The 22,102-nt window shown below is 55.4% G+C and carries 18 protein-coding genes and 1 pseudogene; 16 read left to right on the top strand and 3 right to left on the bottom strand.

The window, feature by feature from the left end; genetic code table 11:
- The first annotated feature begins 42 nt into the window (after positions 1 to 42).
- Positions 43 to 630, top strand: coding sequence for a molybdopterin adenylyltransferase (mog, locus tag DD597_RS06670; RefSeq protein WP_003856479.1), 588 nt, complete (start codon positions 43 to 45; stop codon positions 628 to 630).
- A gap of 122 nt (positions 631 to 752) precedes the next feature.
- Positions 753 to 2,075 carry an MFS transporter gene (locus DD597_RS06665; RefSeq protein ID WP_003856476.1) on the top strand — a complete coding sequence of 441 codons (1,323 nt, stop codon included), beginning with the start codon at positions 753 to 755 and terminating at the stop codon, positions 2,073 to 2,075.
- Here DD597_RS06665 and satP read toward each other — a convergent pair.
- Complete coding sequence (gene satP, locus DD597_RS06660; protein WP_003856474.1) at positions 2,052 to 2,618, bottom strand: acetate uptake transporter; 567 nt, start codon at positions 2,616 to 2,618, stop codon at positions 2,052 to 2,054. The two genes, DD597_RS06665 and satP, sit on opposite strands and share 24 nt — an antisense overlap.
- Before the next feature lie 295 nt (positions 2,619 to 2,913).
- Between satP and dnaK the strand changes: the two genes are divergently transcribed.
- From dnaK to nhaR, 4 genes are all read left to right on the top strand, one after another.
- Positions 2,914 to 4,827: a molecular chaperone DnaK gene (gene dnaK, locus DD597_RS06655; RefSeq protein WP_003856470.1), complete on the top strand. Its 1,914-nt coding sequence runs from the start codon at positions 2,914 to 2,916 to the stop codon at positions 4,825 to 4,827.
- Positions 4,828 to 4,914: 87 nt separating this feature from the next.
- Positions 4,915 to 6,060, top strand: a complete 1,146-nt coding sequence (gene dnaJ, locus DD597_RS06650; protein ID WP_008502040.1) for a molecular chaperone DnaJ — start codon at positions 4,915 to 4,917, stop codon at positions 6,058 to 6,060.
- 173 nt (positions 6,061 to 6,233) lie between these two features.
- The gene (nhaA, locus tag DD597_RS06645) at positions 6,234 to 7,409 is read left to right on the top strand and encodes a Na+/H+ antiporter NhaA (RefSeq protein ID WP_063944566.1); all 1,176 of its coding nucleotides are present in this window, start codon (positions 6,234 to 6,236) and stop codon (positions 7,407 to 7,409) included.
- 58 nt (positions 7,410 to 7,467) lie between these two features.
- Positions 7,468 to 8,367 (top strand): transcriptional activator NhaR, encoded by a 900-nt coding sequence (gene nhaR / locus DD597_RS06640; protein ID WP_003856462.1) that lies wholly within the window; start codon positions 7,468 to 7,470, stop codon positions 8,365 to 8,367.
- A 58-nt stretch (positions 8,368 to 8,425) separates the two neighbouring features.
- On the opposite strand, the gene rpsT is transcribed toward nhaR, so the two are convergent.
- Positions 8,426 to 8,689 (bottom strand): 30S ribosomal protein S20, encoded by a 264-nt coding sequence (gene rpsT, locus DD597_RS06635; RefSeq protein ID WP_003856458.1) that lies wholly within the window; start codon positions 8,687 to 8,689, stop codon positions 8,426 to 8,428.
- A 115-nt stretch (positions 8,690 to 8,804) separates the two neighbouring features.
- Here rpsT and DD597_RS25315 point away from each other — a divergent pair.
- The 10 genes and pseudogenes from DD597_RS25315 to DD597_RS06580 form a co-directional block, all read left to right on the top strand.
- Positions 8,805 to 9,010 (top strand): annotated as a pseudogene (locus DD597_RS25315) (DUF2575 domain-containing protein); the annotation flags it as partial.
- Between the two features lie 7 nt (positions 9,011 to 9,017).
- Positions 9,018 to 9,944, top strand: coding sequence for a bifunctional riboflavin kinase/FAD synthetase (gene ribF, locus DD597_RS06620; protein WP_129256033.1), 927 nt, complete (start codon positions 9,018 to 9,020; stop codon positions 9,942 to 9,944).
- Between the two features lie 45 nt (positions 9,945 to 9,989).
- On the top strand, positions 9,990 to 12,806 hold the full coding sequence (gene ileS / locus DD597_RS06615) for an isoleucine--tRNA ligase (RefSeq protein ID WP_129256032.1): 2,817 nt from the start codon (positions 9,990 to 9,992) through the stop codon (positions 12,804 to 12,806).
- Entirely contained in the window at positions 12,806 to 13,306 is a 501-nt protein-coding gene (gene lspA, locus DD597_RS06610) for a signal peptidase II (RefSeq protein ID WP_003856452.1), read from the top strand. Before ileS ends, lspA begins: the two co-directional genes overlap by 1 nt.
- 116 nt (positions 13,307 to 13,422) lie before the next feature.
- Positions 13,423 to 13,872 carry an FKBP-type peptidyl-prolyl cis-trans isomerase gene (gene fkpB, locus DD597_RS06605; RefSeq protein ID WP_003856450.1) on the top strand — a complete coding sequence of 150 codons (450 nt, stop codon included), beginning with the start codon at positions 13,423 to 13,425 and terminating at the stop codon, positions 13,870 to 13,872.
- Between the two features lies 1 nt (position 13,873).
- Positions 13,874 to 14,824 carry a 4-hydroxy-3-methylbut-2-enyl diphosphate reductase gene (gene ispH / locus DD597_RS06600; RefSeq protein ID WP_003856448.1) on the top strand — a complete coding sequence of 317 codons (951 nt, stop codon included), beginning with the start codon at positions 13,874 to 13,876 and terminating at the stop codon, positions 14,822 to 14,824.
- A 205-nt stretch (positions 14,825 to 15,029) separates the two neighbouring features.
- Positions 15,030 to 15,851 carry a 4-hydroxy-tetrahydrodipicolinate reductase gene (dapB, locus tag DD597_RS06595; protein ID WP_032661540.1) on the top strand — a complete coding sequence of 274 codons (822 nt, stop codon included), beginning with the start codon at positions 15,030 to 15,032 and terminating at the stop codon, positions 15,849 to 15,851.
- Between the two features lie 454 nt (positions 15,852 to 16,305).
- Positions 16,306 to 17,454, top strand: a complete 1,149-nt coding sequence (gene carA, locus DD597_RS06590; RefSeq protein WP_032608475.1) for a glutamine-hydrolyzing carbamoyl-phosphate synthase small subunit — start codon at positions 16,306 to 16,308, stop codon at positions 17,452 to 17,454.
- A gap of 18 nt (positions 17,455 to 17,472) precedes the next feature.
- Positions 17,473 to 20,697 (top strand): carbamoyl-phosphate synthase large subunit, encoded by a 3,225-nt coding sequence (gene carB, locus DD597_RS06585; RefSeq protein WP_023315370.1) that lies wholly within the window; start codon positions 17,473 to 17,475, stop codon positions 20,695 to 20,697.
- A 140-nt stretch (positions 20,698 to 20,837) separates the two neighbouring features.
- Positions 20,838 to 21,071 (top strand): YgdI/YgdR family lipoprotein, encoded by a 234-nt coding sequence (locus tag DD597_RS06580; protein ID WP_003856439.1) that lies wholly within the window; start codon positions 20,838 to 20,840, stop codon positions 21,069 to 21,071.
- Positions 21,072 to 21,119: 48 nt separating this feature from the next.
- Here DD597_RS06580 and DD597_RS06575 read toward each other — a convergent pair.
- A partial coding sequence (locus DD597_RS06575) for an autotransporter outer membrane beta-barrel domain-containing protein (protein ID WP_045147411.1) occupies positions 21,120 to 22,102 on the bottom strand: 983 nt, incomplete at its 5' end.

Genomic DNA, 22,102 nt, shown 5'->3' with positions numbered 1-22,102 from the left:
TGTATCATTCCCTTTAATCAGTACTTTTTGAATGGAATGGATATGAATACCTTACGCATCGGCTTAGTGTCGATTTCTGACCGCGCCTCCAGCGGTGTTTATCAGGATAAAGGCATCCCTGCTCTGGAAGCGTGGCTGGGCAGCGCACTCACTACCCCGTTTGAGATCCAGACTCGCCTGATCCCGGACGAGCAGCCGATCATCGAGCAAACCCTGTGTGAGCTGGTGGATGAAATGAGCTGCCACCTTGTGCTGACGACGGGCGGCACCGGCCCCGCGCGCCGCGATGTAACGCCGGACGCGACGCTGGCTATCGCCGATCGTGAAATGCCGGGCTTCGGTGAACAGATGCGCCAGATCAGTCTACACTTTGTCCCGACTGCCATTCTTTCCCGTCAGGTCGGGGTGATCCGCAAACAGGCGCTGATCCTGAACCTGCCGGGGCAGCCGAAGTCGATAAAAGAGACGCTGGAAGGGGTAAAAGCCGAGGACGGAAGCGTTATCGTCCACGGTATCTTTGCAAGTGTACCGTATTGTATACAACTGCTTGACGGTCCGTACGTGGAAACTGACGGCAACGTGGTAGCAGCATTTCGCCCTAAAAGCGCTCGCCGCGAAACAATCTCCTGAAAATGATTAAAATGTGACATAAGCGCCAGCCGCAGTAGCGTGTAAATGGATTTACGATATAGTAATTTTTTCTTTACGATTGCTGTAAAAAATAATCCACAACACATGCACAATGGTTCGCTATGTCACATAATACCCGACCTCTGAATCGACAGGACTACAAAACCCTCACGCTCGCTGCCCTGGGCGGCGCGCTGGAGTTTTACGATTTCATCATCTTTGTCTTCTTCGCCGCCGTTGTGGGGGCGCTGTTTTTCCCGGCGGATATTCCTGAATGGCTGCGTCAGGTACAAACTTTCGGCATTTTCGCTGCCGGGTATCTGGCGCGTCCGCTGGGCGGCATTGTCATGGCGCACTTTGGCGATCTGGTTGGGCGCAAGAAGATGTTTACCCTCAGCATCCTGCTTATGGCCGTGCCGACGCTGGCGATTGGCCTTTTGCCTACCTATGAGTCGATGGGCATTATCGCCCCGTTATTGCTGCTGCTGATGCGTATTCTCCAGGGCGCGGCCATCGGCGGGGAAGTGCCTGGCGCGTGGGTGTTTGTCGCTGAGCACGTCCCGGTGCGCCGCATCGGCATTGCGTGCGGAACGCTGACCGCAGGGCTGACGATCGGGATCCTGCTTGGCTCCGTAGTTGCAACCATCATCAATACCAGCATGACGCAACAGGCCGTTCACGACTGGGGCTGGCGTATACCGTTCCTGCTGGGCGGGGCGTTTGGGCTGGTGGCAATGTACCTGCGACGCTGGTTGCAGGAGACGCCAATATTTCTGGAAATGCAGCAGCGGAAGGCGCTGGCGCAAGAACTGCCGGTGAAAACCGTAGTAGTGCGGCATAAAAAAGCGGTAGTCGTGTCGATGCTTCTGACCTGGCTGCTGTCTGCGGGTATCGTGGTGGTCATTTTGATGTCGCCGGTCTGGCTGCAAAAACAGTACGGTTTTGCGCCTGCCGTGACGTTACAGGCGAACAGTATCGCGACAATTATGCTCTGCTTTGGCTGTCTGGCCGCCGGGCTGGCGGCGGATCGTTTCGGCGCCAGCGTGACCTTTATTGTCGGCAGCCTGCTGCTGGCCGCGTCGAGCTGGGCATTCTATCATCTTGCGGGCACCCATCCTGAACAGCTGTTCCTGCTGTACGGTGTCGTCGGGCTGTGTGTGGGCGTCGTTGGCGCCGTACCGTACGTGATGGTCCGCGCCTTTCCGCCGGAGGTACGCTTCACCGGAATCTCTTTCTCTTATAACGTCTCGTATGCCATTTTCGGCGGGCTGACCCCGATTGTGGTGACGGTGTTGATGGGGCTGTCGCCCCTTGCACCTGCGTGGTACGTGCTGGCGTTATCGCTGATGGGGCTGGTATTGGGGATGTGGCTTCGCCAGTCAGAGGGACGTCGTGCCCGCGACGCGGGCACGACAGAGGGATCAGTGTTTTTCACCAATCGGTAGAATGGTGCGGTCGAACTGCTCGTTCAGCACTTCACCCATGGCCAGGTAGATTGCGCTTGCGCCGCAAACCAGACCGACCCAGCCTGCAACGTGAACGATGCCTTCGTTATCCGCCAGGTGACCGATGGCCAGCAGGGCGAACAGGACGGTCAGGCTCAGGAAGACGAATTGCAGCGCGCGGTTCGCCTTGAGGGTGCCAAAGAACATGAACAGGGTGAACACGCCCCACAGTCCCAGGTACACGCCCAGGAAATGGGCGTTTGCCGCCTCCGCCAGGCCCATTTTAGGCATCAGCAGAATCGCGACCAGAGTCAGCCAGAAAGAACCGTAAGAGGTAAAGGCGGTTAAGCCGAAGGTGTTGCCTTTCTTATATTCCAGCAGGCCCGCAAAGATTTGTGCGATACCGCCGTAAAAAATGCCCATCGCCAGGATAATGCCGTCCATCGGGAACATCCCGATATTGTGCAGGTTCAGCAGAATGGTGGTCATGCCAAAACCCATCAGGCCCAGCGGAGCCGGATTAGCCAACTTAGTGTTGCCCATAAGTCCTCAAAAAATCATCATTAATATGGTGAAATGGTTAAACCCGCGCCAGTTCTCCCTGACGGGGCGCGGCATCATAATGGGCGGCATCGACGCCGTCTATGATCTCATCGGGGTGAAATTAAAAAATTTTTTATCCTTCCCCCTTGATGGATGCCGTTGTGACCCCATCTTGTAAGCAACCGCAGTGTGTGGACCTGAAAAAAATCAAATCTGGGCAGTTGAAAAAGCACGTTCTGCCCTTATTACAGGTACACAACCACATGTTGACTGAATTTTTAGTGGAGACGTTTAGATGGGTAAAATTATTGGTATCGACCTGGGTACTACCAACTCTTGTGTAGCGATTATGGATGGCACTACTGCACGTGTGCTGGAGAACGCCGAGGGCGATCGCACCACGCCTTCTATCATTGCTTATACCCAGGATGGTGAAACTCTGGTTGGTCAGCCGGCTAAACGTCAGGCAGTGACAAACCCGCAAAACACCCTGTTTGCGATCAAACGCCTGATTGGCCGCCGCTTCCAGGACGAAGAAGTTCAGCGTGACGTTTCCATCATGCCTTACAAAATCATCGCAGCCGATAACGGCGATGCATGGCTTGATGTGAAAGGCACCAAAACTGCACCTCCGCAGATCTCTGCTGAAGTGCTGAAGAAAATGAAGAAAACTGCGGAAGATTACCTGGGTGAACCGGTAACTGAAGCTGTTATCACCGTACCTGCTTACTTCAACGATGCTCAGCGTCAGGCAACCAAAGATGCTGGCCGTATCGCAGGCCTGGAAGTAAAACGTATCATCAACGAACCAACCGCAGCAGCACTGGCTTACGGTCTGGATAAAGAAGTTGGCAACCGTACTATCGCGGTTTACGACCTGGGTGGTGGTACCTTCGATATTTCTATTATCGAAATCGACGATGTTGACGGCGAAAAAACCTTCGAAGTTCTGGCAACCAACGGTGATACCCACCTGGGTGGTGAAGACTTCGATACCCGTCTGATCAACTACCTCGTTGACGAGTTCAAGAAAGATCAGGGCATTGACCTGCGTAACGACCCGCTGGCTATGCAGCGCCTGAAAGAAGCCGCTGAGAAAGCGAAGATCGAGCTGTCTTCCGCTCAGCAGACCGACGTGAACCTGCCGTACATCACCGCAGACGCGACCGGTCCAAAACACATGAACATCAAAGTGACCCGTGCGAAACTGGAAAGCCTGGTAGAAGACCTGGTGAACCGTTCTATCGAGCCACTGAAAGTTGCATTGCAGGACGCTGGCCTGTCCGTGTCTGACATTCAGGACGTTATCCTGGTAGGTGGTCAGACTCGTATGCCAATGGTTCAGAAGAAAGTTGCTGAATTCTTTGGTAAAGAGCCACGTAAAGACGTGAACCCGGACGAAGCGGTTGCTATCGGTGCTGCGGTTCAGGGTGGTGTACTGACCGGTGAAGTGAAAGATGTACTGCTGCTGGACGTTACCCCGCTGTCTCTGGGTATCGAAACCATGGGTGGCGTGATGACCCCGCTCATCAACAAAAACACCACTATCCCGACGAAACACAGCCAGGTGTTCTCTACCGCTGAAGACAACCAGTCTGCGGTAACCATCCATGTGATTCAGGGTGAGCGTAAGCGCGCGGCGGATAACAAATCTCTGGGTCAGTTCAACCTGGACGGTATTAACCCGGCACCACGCGGCATGCCACAGATCGAAGTCACCTTCGACATCGATGCTGACGGTATCCTGCACGTGTCTGCGAAAGACAAAAACAGCGGTAAAGAGCAGAAGATTACCATCAAGGCATCTTCTGGCCTGAACGAAGCGGAAATCGAAAAAATGGTTCGTGATGCCGAAGCTAACGCTGAATCCGACCGTAAGTTTGAAGAGCTGGTTCAGACCCGTAACCAGGGTGACCATCTGCTGCACAGCACCCGTAAGCAGGTTGAAGAAGCGGGCGATAAACTGCCAGCGGAAGACAAAACTGCAATCGAAACTGCACTGAGCGCGCTGGAAACGTCTCTGAAAGGCGAAGACAAAGCGGACATCGAAGCGAAGATGCAGGAGCTGGCACAGGTTTCTCAGAAGCTGATGGAAATCGCTCAGCAGCAGCACGCACAGCAGCAGGCGGGCGCTGATGCTTCGGCGAACAACGCGAAAGACGACGATGTTGTCGACGCTGAGTTCGAAGAAGTGAAAGACAAAAAATAATCGCCCTGATGCAGGGTAAGTAATCGGCACGGGCGTAGGAGAATTCTCCACGCCCGTGCTCGCATGTTAAGGGGCTTAAAAAAACCAATGGCAAAGCAAGACTATTACGAGATTTTAGGCGTTCCGAAAACTGCGGAAGAGCGTGAAATCAAAAAGGCGTATAAGCGCCTGGCCATGAAATTCCACCCTGACCGTAATCAGGGTGACAAAGAGGCTGAAGCCAAATTTAAAGAGATTAAAGAAGCCTACGAAGTCCTGACCGATGCACAAAAACGTGCGGCCTATGATCAGTACGGACACGCGGCCTTTGAACAGGGCGGCATGGGCGGCGGTGGATTTGGTGGCGGCGGCTTCGGCGGCGGCGCTGATTTCAGCGATATCTTTGGTGATGTATTTGGCGATATCTTCGGTGGCGGGCGTGGCCGTCAGCGCGCGGCGCGCGGCGCAGACCTGCGCTACAACATGGACCTGACGCTGGAAGAAGCGGTTCGCGGCGTCACCAAAGAGATCCGTATTCCGACGCTGGAAGAGTGTGACGTTTGCCACGGCAGCGGTGCGAAAGCGGGGACTCAGCCACAGACCTGCCCAACCTGTCACGGTTCCGGTCAGGTGCAGATGCGCCAGGGCTTCTTCGCGGTGCAGCAGGCCTGTCCGCACTGTCATGGTCGCGGTACGCTGATTAAAGATCCGTGCACCAAATGTCATGGTCACGGTCGCGTGGAGAAAACCAAAACGCTGTCCGTTAAGATCCCGGCAGGCGTCGATACGGGCGACCGCATCCGTCTGGCAGGTGAGGGTGAAGCCGGCGAGCACGGCGCACCGGCAGGCGATCTGTACGTTCAGGTTCAGGTGAAGCAGCACGCCATCTTCGAGCGTGAAGGTAACAACCTGTACTGTGAAGTGCCGATCAACTTTGCGATGGCGGCGCTGGGCGGCGAAATCGAAGTGCCGACGCTGGACGGTCGCGTTAACCTGAAAATCCCTGGCGAAACCCAGACCGGGAAACTGTTCCGCATGCGCGGCAAAGGCGTTAAATCCGTTCGCGGTGGCGCGCAGGGTGACCTGTTATGCCGCGTGGTCGTGGAAACGCCGGTCGGCCTGAACGATAAGCAGAAACAGCTGCTGAAAGAGCTTCAGGAAAGCTTTGGTGGCCCGACAGGTGAGAAAAACAGCCCGCGCTCCAAAAGCTTCTTCGATGGCGTCAAAAAATTCTTCGACGATTTAACCCGCTAACCCGCCAGCTGGTTACTATCATTTAAAGCCCGGAAGCGATTCCGGGCTTTTTGCTTTATAGCGTTATACCTCGGTTAAACTGAATCTATAACCAATATTAATCTGTTTTTACCGATCTGTTTGCGCTGATATTATGGTTTTACCGAGGTATTGTTGTAAAAGAGAGTTTAAACGTGAAATTACTACACCGTTTCTTTAGCAGTGAGGCATCCGGCGGCGTCATCCTGATTATTGCTGCTGCGGCTGCCATGCTGCTCGCCAATATGGGCATGACACGCGATCTCTATCACGCATTTCTGGAAACGCCCGTCGAGCTGAAGGTCGGGGCGCTGGAAATTAATAAGAACATGCTGCTGTGGATCAACGATGCGCTGATGGCGGTGTTCTTCCTGCTGGTGGGCCTGGAGGTTAAACGTGAGCTGGTGAGCGGTTCGCTTGCCAGCCGTCAGCGCGCGGCGTTTCCGGTGATCGCGGCGATTGGCGGGATGATCGTTCCGGCGTTGCTCTTTCTCGCGTTTGCGTGGCAGGATCCGGTTGCGCGTGGCGGCTGGGCGATCCCGGCCGCAACGGATATCGCGTTTGCGCTCGGGGTCTTAGCCTTGCTCGGCAACCGCGTCCCGGTAGCACTGAAAATTTTCCTGATGGCGCTGGCGATTATCGATGACCTGGGCGCTATCGTGATTATCGCGCTGTTCTACACCAGCGATCTGTCCGTTCTGTCGCTGAGCGTGGCGGCCGTGGCTATTGCGGTGCTGGCGTTGCTGAACGTCTTCAACGTTCGACGCACGGGGATTTATATTCTGGTGGGGATGGTGCTGTGGACGGCGGTGCTGAAGTCTGGCGTGCATGCCACGCTGGCGGGCGTCATCGTTGGCTTCTTTATTCCGCTGAAGGAACAGGACGGCAAATCGCCTGCCAGACAGCTGGAGCATGTGCTTCATCCGTGGGTGGGCTTTATGATCCTGCCGCTGTTTGCGTTTGCCAACGCGGGTGTTTCCCTGGCCGGGGTTACCCAGGACGGACTCACCTCTGTGCTGCCGCTGGGTATCATCGCCGGTCTGTTTATTGGTAAGCCGCTGGGCATCAGCCTGTTCTGCTGGCTGGCGCTGAAGCTGAAGCTGGCGTCATTGCCAAACGGAACCACCTTTAGCCAGATTATGGCCGTTGGCGTGCTGTGCGGTATTGGATTCACCATGTCGATCTTTATCTCGACGCTGGCGTTTGGCGCAAGCGCGCCTGAGCTTATCGTCTGGGCGAAACTCGGCATTCTTATCGGGTCGTTCCTGGCCGCGGTTATGGGTTACACCTTGTTGAAGGTGAAGTTGTCCGGACAGGCTGTCCAGGCATAACAGGAAACCGGGAGAAGGGAAGCCTTCTCCCGATAAACTATCAGGGAGTGAAAACGTGATGTCTCATTTGAACTATAACCATCTCTATTACTTCTGGCATGTCTACAAGCAGGGCTCGGTCGTGGGTGCCGCAGAGGCGCTCTACCTGACGCCACAGACTATCACCGGGCAAATCAAAGCCCTGGAAGAGCGCTTGCAGGGAAAGCTTTTTAAGCGGAAAGGGCGTGGCATTGAGCCGAGCGAGCTGGGTGAACTGGTATTCCGCTATGCGGACAAGATGTTCACCCTGAGCCAGGAGATGCTGGATATCGTTAACTATCGCAAAGAGTCGAACCTGCTCTTTGACGTGGGCGTGGCGGATGCGTTGTCCAAACGGCTGGTAAGCGGTGTGCTGGATGCGGCGGTGGTGGAAGATGAACAGATACATTTACGCTGCTTTGAGTCCACTCACGAGATGCTGCTGGAACAGCTGAGCCAGCATAAGCTGGATATGATTATTTCGGATTGTCCTATCGATTCCACGCAGCAGGAAGGCTTGTTCTCGGTGAAAATTGGCGAATGCGGTGTCAGTTTCTGGTGCATCAATCCACCGCCGGAAAAACCGTTTCCGGCTTGCCTGGAAGAGCGCCGCTTGCTGGTTCCGGGGAGGCGGTCCATGCTCGGACGTAAGCTGCTGAACTGGTTTAACTCGCAGGGGCTAAACGTAGAAATTCTCGGTGAGTTCGACGATGCGGCGCTGATGAAAGCCTTTGGCGAGGCGCACAACGCTATCTTCGTTGCCCCGACGCTGTATGCGCACGATCTCTATTCAGACGACAAGATTACCGAGATTGGCAGGGTGGATAACGTGATGGAAGAGTATCACGCCATATTCGCCGAAAGGATGATTCAGCATCCGGCGGTGCAGCGAATCTGCAACCGGGACTACTCGGCGCTGTTTACGCCGCCGGCAATCTGAAGGCATAAAAAAACCCGCGTTAAGCGGGTTCTTTCAAACAAGCAACAACAAGTGGCGATTAAGCCAGTTTGTTGATCTGCGCGGTCAGGTTTGCTTTATGACGCGCTGCTTTGTTTTTGTGGATCAGACCTTTAGCAGCCTGACGATCCACGATTGGTTGCATTTCGTTAAATGCGTTCTGCGCTGCAGCTTTGTCGCCAGCTTCGATTGCTGCGTATACTTTCTTGATGAAAGTACGCATCATAGAGCGACGGCTTGCATTGTGCTTACGAGCCTTTTCAGACTGAACGGCACGTTTCTTAGCTGATTTGATATTAGCCAAGGTCCAACTCCCAAATATGATCTATGTGGACAATTCAAAGGCCGAGGAATATGCCCTCTATACCTTCTTTTGTCAATGGATTTGTGCAAATAAGCGCCGTTAATGTGGCGACGCTACGTTACGTAGTGATGGCGCAGGATTCTACCAGCTTGTCGTTCGTGAATACAGCTTTTCGGCGTAAAAATCGCAGTTGGCGGGCAGATTTTTTTGCTGTGAAAGGTCAGCGTGATGAAATCATACGGCTTTCTGTTTAGCGTGAACAATCGCCGGTTAACCTTAACCGCTGTACAAGGTATACTTTGGCGATTTTCACTGTTTTGAGCCAGTCATGAAGCTGATACGCGGCATACATAATCTCAGTCAAGCCCCGCACGGGTGCGTGCTGACCATTGGTAATTTCGACGGCGTGCATCGTGGGCATCAGGCGCTGTTGCAGGGATTGCGTAAAGAAGGCGAGGCGCGAGGCCTGCCCGTCGTGGTGATGATTTTCGAGCCTCAGCCGCTGGAGCTGTTTGCTGGCGAGAAATCCCCCGCGCGGCTGACGCGTCTGCGTGAGAAGTTACGCTACCTGGCCGAGTCAGGGGTGGACTACGTCCTGTGTGTACGGTTCGACCGTCGTTTTGCCGCGCTGACCGCACAAAATTTTGTCAGCGACCTGTTGGTCAGGCAGCTTTGCGTGGAGTTTCTCGCCGTGGGCGATGATTTCCGCTTTGGCGCTGGTCGTCAGGGCGATTTCTTGTTATTACAGAAGGCTGGCCTGGAGTACGGGTTTGACGTCACCAGTACAATGACCTTCTGCGAGGGCGGCGTGCGCGTCAGCAGCACGGCGGTACGTCAGGCGCTGGCGAACGATGAACTGGACACGGCAGAAACGCTGCTGGGTCACCCGTTCACGATTTCAGGTCGCGTGGTCCATGGCGATGCGCTGGGCCGCACGATAGGTTTCCCGACGGCGAATATACCGCTGCGTCGTCAGGTCTCCCCGGTTAAAGGGGTCTATGCGGTGGAAGTGGCAGGACTGGGCGAGAAGCCCTTCTACGGCGTCGCCAACATTGGCACACGTCCAACGGTTGCCGGTGTGCGTCAACAGTTAGAAGTACACCTGCTGGACGTTGTAATGGACCTGTATGGTCGCCATATAGATGTGATACTGCGTAAAAAAATACGCAATGAACAGCGATTCGCTTCGCTGGATGAACTTAAGGCGCAAATCGCGCGAGATGAATTAACGGCCCGCGAGTTTTTTGGGCTTTAGAACCGGCTTAACTGCCTACGTGATAAATACGGAACCGAGAATCTGATGAGTGACTATAAATCAACCCTGAATTTGCCGGAAACAGGGTTCCCGATGCGCGGCGATCTCGCCAAGCGTGAACCGGGAATGCTGGCGCGTTGGACCGATGATGACCTGTACGGCATCATTCGTGCAGCCAAAAAAGGCAAAAAAACCTTCATTCTGCATGATGGCCCTCCATATGCGAATGGCAGCATTCATATTGGTCACTCTGTAAACAAGATTCTGAAAGACATTATCGTGAAGTCCAAAGGACTCGCGGGATATGACTCGCCTTACGTTCCGGGCTGGGACTGCCATGGTCTGCCAATCGAGCTGAAAGTGGAGCAAGAGTACGGTAAGCCGGGTGAGAAGTTCACCGCCGCAGAATTCCGCGCGAAATGCCGCGAATACGCTGCCACCCAGGTTAACGGTCAGCGCGCTGACTTTATCCGTCTGGGCGTGCTGGGCGACTGGTCGCATCCGTACCTGACCATGGATTTCAAAACCGAAGCCAACATCATCCGTGCGCTGGGTAAAATCATCGGTAACGGTCACCTGCACAAAGGCGCGAAGCCGGTGCACTGGTGCGTGGACTGCCGTTCTGCGCTGGCAGAAGCGGAAGTAGAGTATTACGACAAAACCTCGCCTTCTATCGACGTGGCGTTCGAAGCGGTCGATCAGGATGCGATCAAAGCTAAATTTGGTCTGCCTGGGGTAAGCGGTCCAGTCTCGCTGGTTATCTGGACAACCACCCCGTGGACGCTGCCTGCTAACCGCGCGATCTCCCTCTCTGGCGAGTTTGAGTATGCGCTGGTGCAGATTGATGGCCGTGCGGTTATCCTGGCGAAAGACCTGGTCGAAAGCGTACTGAAACGCGCGAACATCACCGATTACACCGTGCTGGGCACCGTAAAAGGCGACGCGCTGGAACTGATGCGCTTCAAACACCCGTTCCTGGACTTCGACGTTCCGGCGATTCTGGGCGACCACGTAACGCTGGACGCGGGTACCGGTGCGGTACATACCGCCGGTGGCCACGGCCCTGACGACTACAACATCAGCCTGAAGTACGGTCTGGAAATCGCCAACCCGGTTGGGCCGGACGGCTCCTACCTGCCTGGCACCTACCCGGCGCTGGACGGCATCAACGTCTTCAAAGCGAACGACATTATTGTCGACATGCTGCGCACCAGCGGCGCGCTGCTGCACGTTGAAAAAATGCAGCACAGCTATCCGTGCTGCTGGCGTCACAAGACGCCAATCATCTTCCGTGCGACCCCGCAGTGGTTCGTCAGCATGGATCAGAAGGGCCTGCGCGAGCAGTCTCTGAAAGAGATCAAAGGCGTGCAGTGGATCCCGGACTGGGGCCAGGCGCGTATCGAATCCATGGTGGCTAACCGTCCTGACTGGTGTATCTCCCGTCAGCGCACCTGGGGCGTGCCGATGTCGCTGTTCGTGCACAAAGAGACGCAGGAACTGCATCCGAACACCCTGGAACTGATGGAAGAAGTGGCGAAACGCGTTGAAGTTGACGGCATTCAGGCGTGGTGGGATCTCGACGCCCGCGACATCCTGGGCGCGGACGCGGACAACTACGAGAAAGTGCCGGATACCCTGGACGTGTGGTTCGACTCCGGTTCAACCCATGCCTCTGTGGTTGACGTGCGCCCTGAGTTCGCCGGTCACGCTGCCGACATGTATCTCGAAGGCTCCGACCAACACCGCGGCTGGTTCATGTCATCCCTGATGATCTCCACCGCCATGAAGGGCAAAGCACCTTACCGTCAGGTACTGACTCACGGCTTCACCGTGGATGGTCAGGGCCGTAAGATGTCCAAGTCCATCGGTAACACCGTTTCGCCGCAGGACGTAATGAACAAGCTGGGCGCGGACATCCTGCGTCTGTGGGTAGCCTCTACCGACTACACCGGCGAAATGGCGGTGTCTGACGAGATCCTGAAGCGTGCTGCCGACAGCTATCGTCGTATCCGTAACACCGCGCGCTTCCTGCTGGCGAACCTGAACGGGTTCGATCCGGTAAAAGATATGGTGAAGCCGGAAGAGATGGTCGTGCTCGATCGCTGGGCGGTAGGCTGCGCGAAAGCGGCGCAGGAAGATATCCTGAAAGCGTATGAGTCTTACGATTTCCACGAAGTGGTGCAGCGCCTGATGCGCTTCTGCTCCATCGAGATGGGCTCGTTCTACCTCGACATCATTAAAGACCGTCAGTACACCGCGAAAGCGGACAGCGTGGCGCGCCGCAGCTGTCAGTCTGCGCTGTACCACATCGCAGAAGCGCTGGTGCGCTGGATGGCGCCGATCATGTCCTTCACCGCGGATGAAATCTGGGGTTACCTGCCGGGTGACCGTGAGAAGTATGTCTTCACCGGCGAGTGGTATGAAGGTCTGTTCGATCTCTCCAGCACCGAAGCGATGAACGATGCCTTCTGGGACGAGCTGCTGAAAGTGCGTGGCGAAGTGAACAAGGTTATCGAGCAGGCGCGCGCTGACAAGAAAGTCGGTGGCTCTCTGGAAGCGACGGTGACCCTGTACGCAGAACCTGAGCTGGCCGCGAAGCTGACCGCGCTGGGCGATGAATTACGATTTGTCCTGTTGACCTCCGGTGCGAAAGTTGCGGATTATGCCGAGGCGTCTGCTGATGCTCAGCAGAGCGAACTGCTCAAAGGACTGAAGGTCGCACTGAGCAAAGCCGACGGTGAGAAATGCCCGCGTTGCTGGCATTACACTACCGATGTCGGTCAGGTGGCGGAACACGCAGACATCTGCGGACGCTGTGTAAGCAACGTCGCCGGTGACGGCGAAAAACGTAAGTTTGCCTGATGAGTAAAACTCTCTGTTCAACAGGACTGCGCTGGCTGTGGCTGGTGGTAGTGGTGCTGATTATTGATTTGGGGAGCAAGTTCCTGATCCTCCAGAATTTCGCTCTGGGGGATACGGTCCCGCTATTCCCGTCGCTTAACCTGCACTACGCCCGCAACTACGGTGCGGCGTTTAGTTTCCTTGCCGACAGCGGTGGCTGGCAGCGCTGGTTCTTCGCGGGTATCGCTATCGGTATCTGCGTCGTGCTGGCGGTGCTGATGTACCGCTCGAAGGCCACGCAAAAGCTGAATAACATCGCCTACGCGCTGATCATTGGCGGCGCGCTGGGTAACCTGTTTGACCGCCTGTGGCACGGCTTTGTGGTCGATATGATCGACTTCTACGTCGGCGACTGGCACTTCGCGACCTTTAACCTCGCCGATAGCGCAATATGCGTTGGTGCGGCGTTAATCGTGCTGGAAGGCTTCTTGCCTAAACCGGCTGCGAAAGAGCAGGCGTAACAAAACCAGCCGGGTGACGCGTAGCGATCCCGGCCTACAGAATTTGTGGCCCCCGTAGGCCCGGTAAGCGTAGCGCCACCGGGCAACAGGTGACCCAAAACAAGCGAGCAATTTGCATGTCTAAATCCGTACAGAGCAACAGCGCGGTTCTCGTTCACTTTACGCTGAAGCTGGATGACGGCTCTACGGCCGAATCCACCCGCAACAACGGCAAACCAGCCCTGTTTCGTCTTGGCGATACCTCCCTGTCTGAAGGTCTTGAGCAGCAGCTTCTCGGTCTGAAAGAGGGTGAGAAAAAAGCCTTTTCGCTGGAGCCGGATGCCGCGTTTGGCGTGCCAAGCCCGGATCTGATCCAGTACTTCTCCCGTCGAGAGTTTATGGACGCGGGTGAACCGGAGATCGGGGCAATTATGCTCTTTACCGCTATGGACGGCAGCGAAATGCCTGGCGTGATCCGCGAAATCAACGGCGACTCGATTACCGTTGACTTCAACCATCCGCTTGCCGGGCGCACTGTCCATTTTGATGTAGAAGTGCTGGAGATCGATCCGGCACTGGAGGCCTGAAATGCAGATCCTGTTGGCTAACCCGCGCGGTTTTTGCGCCGGTGTAGACCGCGCTATCAGCATTGTTGAAAACGCGCTGGAGATTTACGGCGCGCCGATTTACGTGCGTCACGAAGTGGTGCACAACCGCTACGTGGTCGACAGCCTGCGCGAGCGCGGTGCGATTTTTATCGAGCAGATCAGCGAAGTGCCGGACGGCGCAATTCTCATCTTCTCCGCGCACGGCGTCTCGCAGGCGGTACGCAACGAGGCGAAAAACCGCGATCTGACCGTTTTCGATGCCACCTGTCCGCTGGTGACCAAAGTGCATATGGAAGTGGCGCGCGCCAGCCGTCGCGGTGAAGAGTCAATTCTGATTGGTCACGCCGGTCACCCGGAAGTGGAAGGCACCATGGGCCAGTACAGCAACCCGGAAGGGGGCATGTATCTGGTTGAGTCACCGGAAGACGTCTTTACGCTGAATGTGAAAAACGAAGCCCGACTGTCGTTTATGACCCAGACGACGCTTTCCGTGGACGACACCTCAGACGTGATTGACGCCCTGCGCCAGCGCTTCCCGAAAATCGTCGGGCCGCGCAAAGATGATATCTGCTACGCAACCACCAACCGTCAGGAAGCCGTGCGCGCGCTGGCTGAACAGGCGGACGTGGTGCTGGTGGTCGGCTCGAAAAACTCCTCTAACTCTAACCGTCTGGCCGAACTGGCGCAGCGTATGGGGAAAGCGGCGTTTTTAATCGACGACGCAACGGACATTCAGGAAGCGTGGGTGAAAAACGCGGTCTGCGTCGGTGTTACCGCAGGCGCTTCAGCGCCGGATATTCTGGTGCAGAACGTCATTGCCCGCCTGCAAGAGCTGGGCGGTGGCGAAGCGGTGCCGCTGGAAGGCCGCGAAGAGAACATTGTCTTTGAAGTGCCGAAAGAGTTGCGTATTGACGCGCGAGAAGTGGAATAGTTCTTTATCTGATGAAAGGCCAGCACCTCCTGTGCTGGCTTTTTTTTTGCCCCAAACTTTATCGTGACGACAAAATCATGTCTTTTACTGATATTTAAGTCGGTTTCACGTTAAATTCTAATTATCGGTGTTTTCAGTTGGCAGGCTTTGCCAAGGCTGGTTAATCTGAAAACGGTTTACATCATTTTAACGTAAGAGAATAACTATGCATGATGCACAGATCCGCGTTGCTATTGCGGGCGCGGGTGGACGTATGGGTCGCCAGCTGATTCAGGCGGCACTACAGATGGATGGCGTGGCACTCGGCGCGGCGCTGGAGCGTGAGGGTTCATCCCTGCTGGGAGCCGATGCAGGCGAACTGGCGGGCGCGGGCAAGACAGGCGTAACCGTACAGAGCAGCCTTGAGGCAGTGAAAGAAGACTTTGATGTGTTCATCGACTTTACCCGTCCGGAAGGCACGCTGGCTCATCTGGCGTTTTGCCGTCAGCACGGTAAAGGGATGGTGATTGGTACCACTGGTTTCGATGATGCCGGTAAACAGGCCATTCAGGACGCAGCCACCGACATTGCGATTGTCTTCGCTGCGAACTTTAGCGTCGGCGTTAACGTCATGCTGAAACTGCTGGAAAAGGCAGCGAAGGTGATGGGCAATTATACCGACATTGAGATTGTTGAAGCACACCACCGCTATAAAGTTGATGCTCCATCAGGCACGGCGCTGGCGATGGGCGAAGCGATTGCTCATGCACTTGATAGGGATTTAAAAGAGTGCGCGGTCTATACCCGTGAAGGACATACCGGCGAACGCGTGCCCGGGACAATTGGTTTCGCAACCGTTCGTGCAGGCGATATCGTCGGTGAACATACGGCGATGTTCGCCGATATTGGCGAACGTGTTGAGATTACCCACAAAGCGTCAAGCCGCATGACGTTTGCGAATGGTGCAGTTCGCGCCGCTTTGTGGCTTAACGCGAAGGAAAAGGGTATTTTTGATATGCGAGATGTGCTTGATCTCAATAATTTGTAAGCGATATTACCCATCGTGATGTGGTTATTGCAGTCGTAATTACTTGATTGCATGGGGCAATAATTTATTGCCCTCTTATTTTATCCGTTTTAGATAAAAAATAATGCTTAGGCGGTATAAAGCTTATTGATGTGCCATTTTTCTGTAAAATATATGTAAATTTTGACCATCTGGTCCACTTTTTGTCACCCGCCTCCCTAAAATTCTAACAAACCTGCCGCGCAAGCGTTTTCCGGGATGATTTACCTGATCTTTTTGCCCATTAAATTCCATTCCAGATGCCAGGCTTGCAAAAGAATAAACAAAACTCCCGTTTTAAGTTGACTTTTACATGGCAAATCCCCAGAATGCCGCCGTTTGCCAAAAATCCGCTGGCAACACATTTGCATTGATCCATGATATGGTTATGAATTAATATGCAAATAAAGTGAGTGAATATTCTCTGGAGGGTGTTTTGATTAAGTCAGCGCTATTGGTTCTGGAAGACGGAACCCAGTTTATCGGTCGGGCCATAGGGGCAACGGGTTCGGCGGTTGGGGAAGTCGTTTTCAATACTTCAATGACCGGTTATCAAGAAATCCTCACTGATCCTTCCTATTCTCGCCAAATCGTTACTCTTACTTATCCTCATATCGGCAATGTCGGCACCAATGCGGCTGACGAAGAATCCTCTCAGGTACATGCGCAAGGCCTGGTCATTCGCGACCTGCCGCTGATTGCCAGCAACTTCCGCAACACCGAAGACCTCTCTTCTTACCTGAAGCGCCATAACATTGTGGCGATTGCCGATATCGATACCCGTAAGCTGACGCGTCTGCTGCGCGAGAAGGGCGCACAAAACGGTTGTATCATCGCAGGGGATAACCTCGATGCGACGCTGGCGCTGGAAAAAGCGAAAGCCTTCCCGGGTCTGAACGGTATGGACCTGGCGAAAGAAGTGACCACGGCGGAAGCCTACAGCTGGACGCAGGGTAGCTGGACGCTGGAAGGCGACCTGCCGGAAGCGAAACCGGAAAGCGAGCTGCCGTTCCACGTGGTGGCCTACGATTTTGGCGCCAAGCGCAACATCCTGCGTATGCTGGTTGACCGTGGCTGCCGCCTGACGGTCGTCCCGGCACAAACGTCTGCGGAAGATGTTCTGAAGATGAACCCGGACGGCATCTTCCTCTCTAACGGTCCTGGCGACCCGGCGCCGTGCGACTACGCTATCGACGCCATCAAGTCCTTCCTTGAAACCGATATCCCGGTATTCGGCATCTGTCTCGGCCATCAGCTGCTGGCGCTGGCGAGCGGAGCGAACACCGTCAAGATGAAGTTCGGCCACCACGGTGGTAACCACCCGGTGAAAGATATCGACAACAACACGGTGATGATCACCGCGCAGAACCACGGCTTCGCTGTGGATGAAGCGACGATGCCAGCTAACCTGCGCGTGACGCACAAATCACTGTTCGATGGTACCTTGCAGGGTATCCATCGTACCGATAAGCCTGCGTTCAGCTTCCAGGGCCACCCTGAAGCCAGCCCGGGCCCACACGACGCCGCGCCGCTGTTCGATCACTTCATCGAACTTATTGAGCAATACCGTAAGATCGCTAAATAATCAGGAGCTGAGAAGACCATGCCAAAACGTACAGACATAAAAAGCATCCTGATCCTTGGCGCTGGCCCGATTGTCATCGGCCAGGCCTGTGAATTTGACTACTCTGGCGCGCAGGCGTGTAAAGCCCTGCGTGAAGAGGGTTACCGCGTCATTCTTGTGAACTCTAACCCGGCGACCATCATGACCGACCCGGAAATGGCGGATGCGACCTACATCGAGCCGATTCACTGGGAAGTGGTACGCAAAATTATCGAGAAAGAGCGTCCGGACGCGGTGCTGCCGACCATGGGCGGCCAGACGGCGCTGAACTGTGCGCTGGAGCTGGAGCGTCAGGGCGTGCTGGAAGAGTTCGGCGTGACCATGATCGGTGCGACCGCCGACGCGATTGATAAAGCAGAAGACCGTCGCCGCTTCGACGTGGCAATGAAAAAAATTGGCCTTGATACCGCGCGTTCCGGTATCGCGCACAATATGGAAGAAGCGCTGGCCGTTGCGGCAGAAGTGGGCTATCCGTGCATCATCCGTCCATCGTTCACCATGGGCGGCACCGGCGGCGGCATTGCCTACAACCGCGAAGAGTTTGAAGAGATTTGTGAGCGCGGCCTGGATCTCTCCCCAACCAAAGAGCTGCTGATTGATGAATCGCTGATTGGCTGGAAAGAGTACGAGATGGAAGTGGTGCGTGATAAAAACGACAACTGCATCATCGTCTGCTCCATCGAAAACTTCGACGCGATGGGGATCCACACCGGCGACTCTATCACCGTTGCGCCAGCTCAGACGCTGACCGACAAAGAGTACCAAATCATGCGTAACGCCTCGATGGCGGTACTGCGTGAAATCGGCGTGGAAACCGGCGGCTCTAACGTGCAGTTCTCGGTGAACCCGAAAACCGGCCGTCTGATTGTTATCGAAATGAACCCGCGCGTGTCCCGTTCCTCCGCGCTGGCCTCCAAAGCCACCGGCTTCCCGATTGCGAAGGTGGCGGCGAAACTGGCGGTGGGTTACACCCTTGACGAGCTGATGAACGACATCACCGGTGGCCGCACCCCTGCGTCCTTCGAACCGTCCATCGACTACGTTGTGACTAAAATTCCTCGCTTTAACTTCGAGAAATTCGCCGGCGCCAACGACCGTCTGACCACCCAGATGAAATCTGTTGGTGAAGTCATGGCGATTGGCCGCACGCAGCAGGAATCCCTGCAAAAAGCGCTGCGTGGCCTGGAAGTGGGTGCGACCGGCTTTGACCCGAAAGTCAGCCTGGACGACCCGGAAGCACTGACCAAAATCCGCCGTGAGCTGAAAGACGCGGGCGCAGAGCGTATCTGGTACATCGCCGATGCCTTCCGCGCGGGCCTGTCCGTCGACGGTGTATTTAACCTGACTAACATTGACCGCTGGTTCCTGGTGCAGATTGAAGAGCTGGTGCGTCTGGAAGAGAAAGTGGCGGAGCTGGGCATCAACGGCCTGGACGCTGACTTCCTGCGTATGCTGAAGCGTAAAGGCTTCGCCGATGCGCGTCTGGCTAAACTGGCGGGCGTGCGCGAAGCGGAGATCCGCAAGCTGCGCGACCAGTATGACCTGCATCCGGTTTACAAGCGCGTGGACACCTGTGCGGCAGAGTTCTCGACCGATACCGCGTACATGTACTCCACCTATGAAGACGAGTGCGAAGCGAATCCGTCCGTCGACCGCGACAAGATTATGGTGCTGGGCGGCGGTCCAAACCGTATCGGCCAGGGCATCGAGTTCGACTACTGCTGCGTACACGCCTCGCTGGCGCTGCGTGAAGACGGTTACGAGACCATCATGGTCAACTGTAACCCGGAAACCGTCTCCACCGACTACGACACCTCTGACCGCCTCTACTTCGAGCCGGTGACGCTGGAAGATGTGCTGGAAATCGTGCGCATCGAGAAGCCAAAAGGCGTGATCGTGCAGTACGGCGGCCAGACTCCGCTGAAGCTGGCGCGCGCGCTGGAAGCTGCAGGTGTACCGGTTATCGGCACCAGCCCGGATGCGATTGACCGTGCGGAAGACCGCGAGCGTTTCCAGCAGGCGGTTGACCGTCTCAAGCTGAAACAGCCGGCGAACGCCACCGTGACCGCGATTGAAATGGCCGTTGAGAAAGCGAAAGAGATCGGCTACCCGCTGGTGGTGCGTCCATCCTACGTACTGGGCGGCCGCGCGATGGAAATCGTCTACGACGAAGCGGACCTGCGTCGCTACTTCCAGACGGCGGTGAGCGTTTCCAACGATGCGCCAGTGCTGCTCGACCGCTTCCTCGACGACGCGGTTGAAGTCGACGTGGATGCCATCTGCGACGGCGAAATGGTGCTGATTGGCGGCATCATGGAGCACATCGAGCAGGCGGGCGTGCACTCGGGTGACTCCGCCTGTTCTCTGCCAGCGTACACCCTGAGCCAGGAGATTCAGGACGTGATGCGCCAGCAGGTGCAGAAGCTGGCCTTCGAGCTTCAGGTTCGCGGCCTGATGAACGTTCAGTTCGCGGTAAAAGACAACGAAGTCTATCTGATTGAAGTCAACCCGCGTGCGGCGCGTACCGTACCGTTTGTCTCTAAAGCGACCGGTATTCCGCTGGCGAAAGTGGCGGCGCGCGTGATGGCTGGCCAGACGCTGGCTCAGCAGGGCGTCACGAAAGAAATCATCCCGCCGTACTACTCGGTGAAAGAGGTAGTGCTGCCGTTCAACAAATTCCCGGGCGTTGACCCGCTGTTAGGGCCAGAGATGCGCTCTACCGGGGAAGTAATGGGCGTGGGCCGCACCTTCGCAGAAGCGTTTGCGAAAGCGCAGCTGGGCAGTAGCTCCACCATGAGAAAATCTGGCCGTGCGCTGCTCTCCGTTCGCGAAGGCGATAAAGAGCGCGTGGTTGACCTGGCCGCCAAGCTGCTGAAACAGGGCTTCGAGCTGGACGCCACTCACGGTACGGCGATTGTGTTGGGTGAAGCGGGTATCAACCCGCGTCTGGTGAACAAAGTGCATGAAGGTCGTCCGCACATTCAGGATCGTATCAAGAATGGCGAATATACCTACATCATCAACACCACCGCAGGACGCCAGGCGATTGAAGACTCCAAGCTGATTCGCCGCAGCGCGCTGCAATACAAAGTGCACTACGACACCACCCTGAACGGCGGTTTCGCAACAGCGATGGCGCTGAATGCGGATGCCACCGAGAAGGTGATTTCGGTGCAGGAAATGCACGCGCAGATTAGCAAGTAACCCCCCTTGCCCGGTACCGTTCGGTTACCGGGCAATTTTCCCATCTTAAGAACCTTCTGCTTTTTCATCCGCTTTCAGTCAGTTAGCCTAAAATGGTTAGGTCGATAACGAAAATTCAACTGAGAGCAGGGGAATACACCATGCAAAATAAATTACTGATCGCTTCCGTTCTGGCTGCCACCGCAATGTTCACCGTGGCGGGCTGTTCGTCCAATCAGGCCGTAAAAACCACCGATGGCAAAACGATTGTTACTGACGGGAAACCGCAGGTGGATGACGATACCGGTCTGGTATCGTACAAAAACGCCGAAACCGGTCAAACTGAACAGATTAACCGTGACCAGGTTAAATCAATGGGTGAGCTGGATAACTAAAAAAAAGCAGTGGCACATGCCACTGCTTTTTTGCTTCAGAATGATCGATTACCAGCGATGGTTTAGCAAAATATGACCGCCGTATGCGGCATAGCTGTTTTCACCCCATTCGCCGCTGGCTCGCAGGGAGATTGTCGTGGTTTCGTTCAGGTTGCCGGTTACGCCCAGCTCTAACTGACCACGATCTTCCGGCGTATCGTTGCTGACGGTCTCGTCGTTGAATGCCAGATCGTTTTGACCAGCACCTTTCAACCAGTTAACCGCGACGTACGGCTGCCAGGCCTTGACGTCCTTCTGCTGGAAGTAGCTTGCTTTAACGCCGAGACGACCAAAGACGCTGTCGTTGTCCAGGGTAGTGACGCGTACGCCGTCGCGATCGGTATGATTTTCCTGATCGAGATAGCTGTAGATCACCTGCGCCTGCGGCTCGATCTTCCAGGTACGTTCATTTTCTGACTGGATAACCCACGCGTGGCCGACTTCAACAGACGCGGCGAAACCTTCGCTATCGTAGTCTTCGTCGTTGCGGTTGCTGGTGACTTTGTTGTTGTACCAGCTGTATGCGGCCCAGGTATCAACGTAGCTGCCCAGACGTAATTTCTGATCTTCCTGCCAGGTGGCGTAAAGCCCAACATTGAAACCATCAACCTTACCCTGAGCGTCACGCACGTTGTGCTTCGCATCAGAGTGGGTCTTCGCCTGGCCTGCACCGAACATCCCGCCAGCACGCAGGATACCGTTATCCATTGGTTTGCTCATGAAATCGCTGCCGACTTGCAGTACGGTCGTGGTGGTGTCATAGCTGACTTTATCGCCACCCGCATCGTTCTCGTGATAGCGACCCTTAACGTACATCCAGGTGTTCAGGTCGTCTTCATTGCGGAAGGTGATCTGGTCGCGATCGTCACGTTTATGCAGGAACATGCCCTGTGCGGCAAGGTAGTTGCCTAAGTAAGCACCCACTTCAGGCGCCATGACTTCCGGCGCATTGTTACCGCCGTTGTCAGTGCTACCGCCGTTGTCGGTGTTGC

Origin of the sequence: Enterobacter cloacae complex sp. 677-3DZ2D5B (assembly GCF_004136695.1) — a bacterium.
In the GTDB taxonomy this organism is placed as follows: domain Bacteria; phylum Pseudomonadota; class Gammaproteobacteria; order Enterobacterales; family Enterobacteriaceae; genus Enterobacter; species Enterobacter hormaechei_C.
Note: the sequence above shows the minus strand (reverse complement) of the source record. Positions and strands in the feature narration are given on the sequence as shown.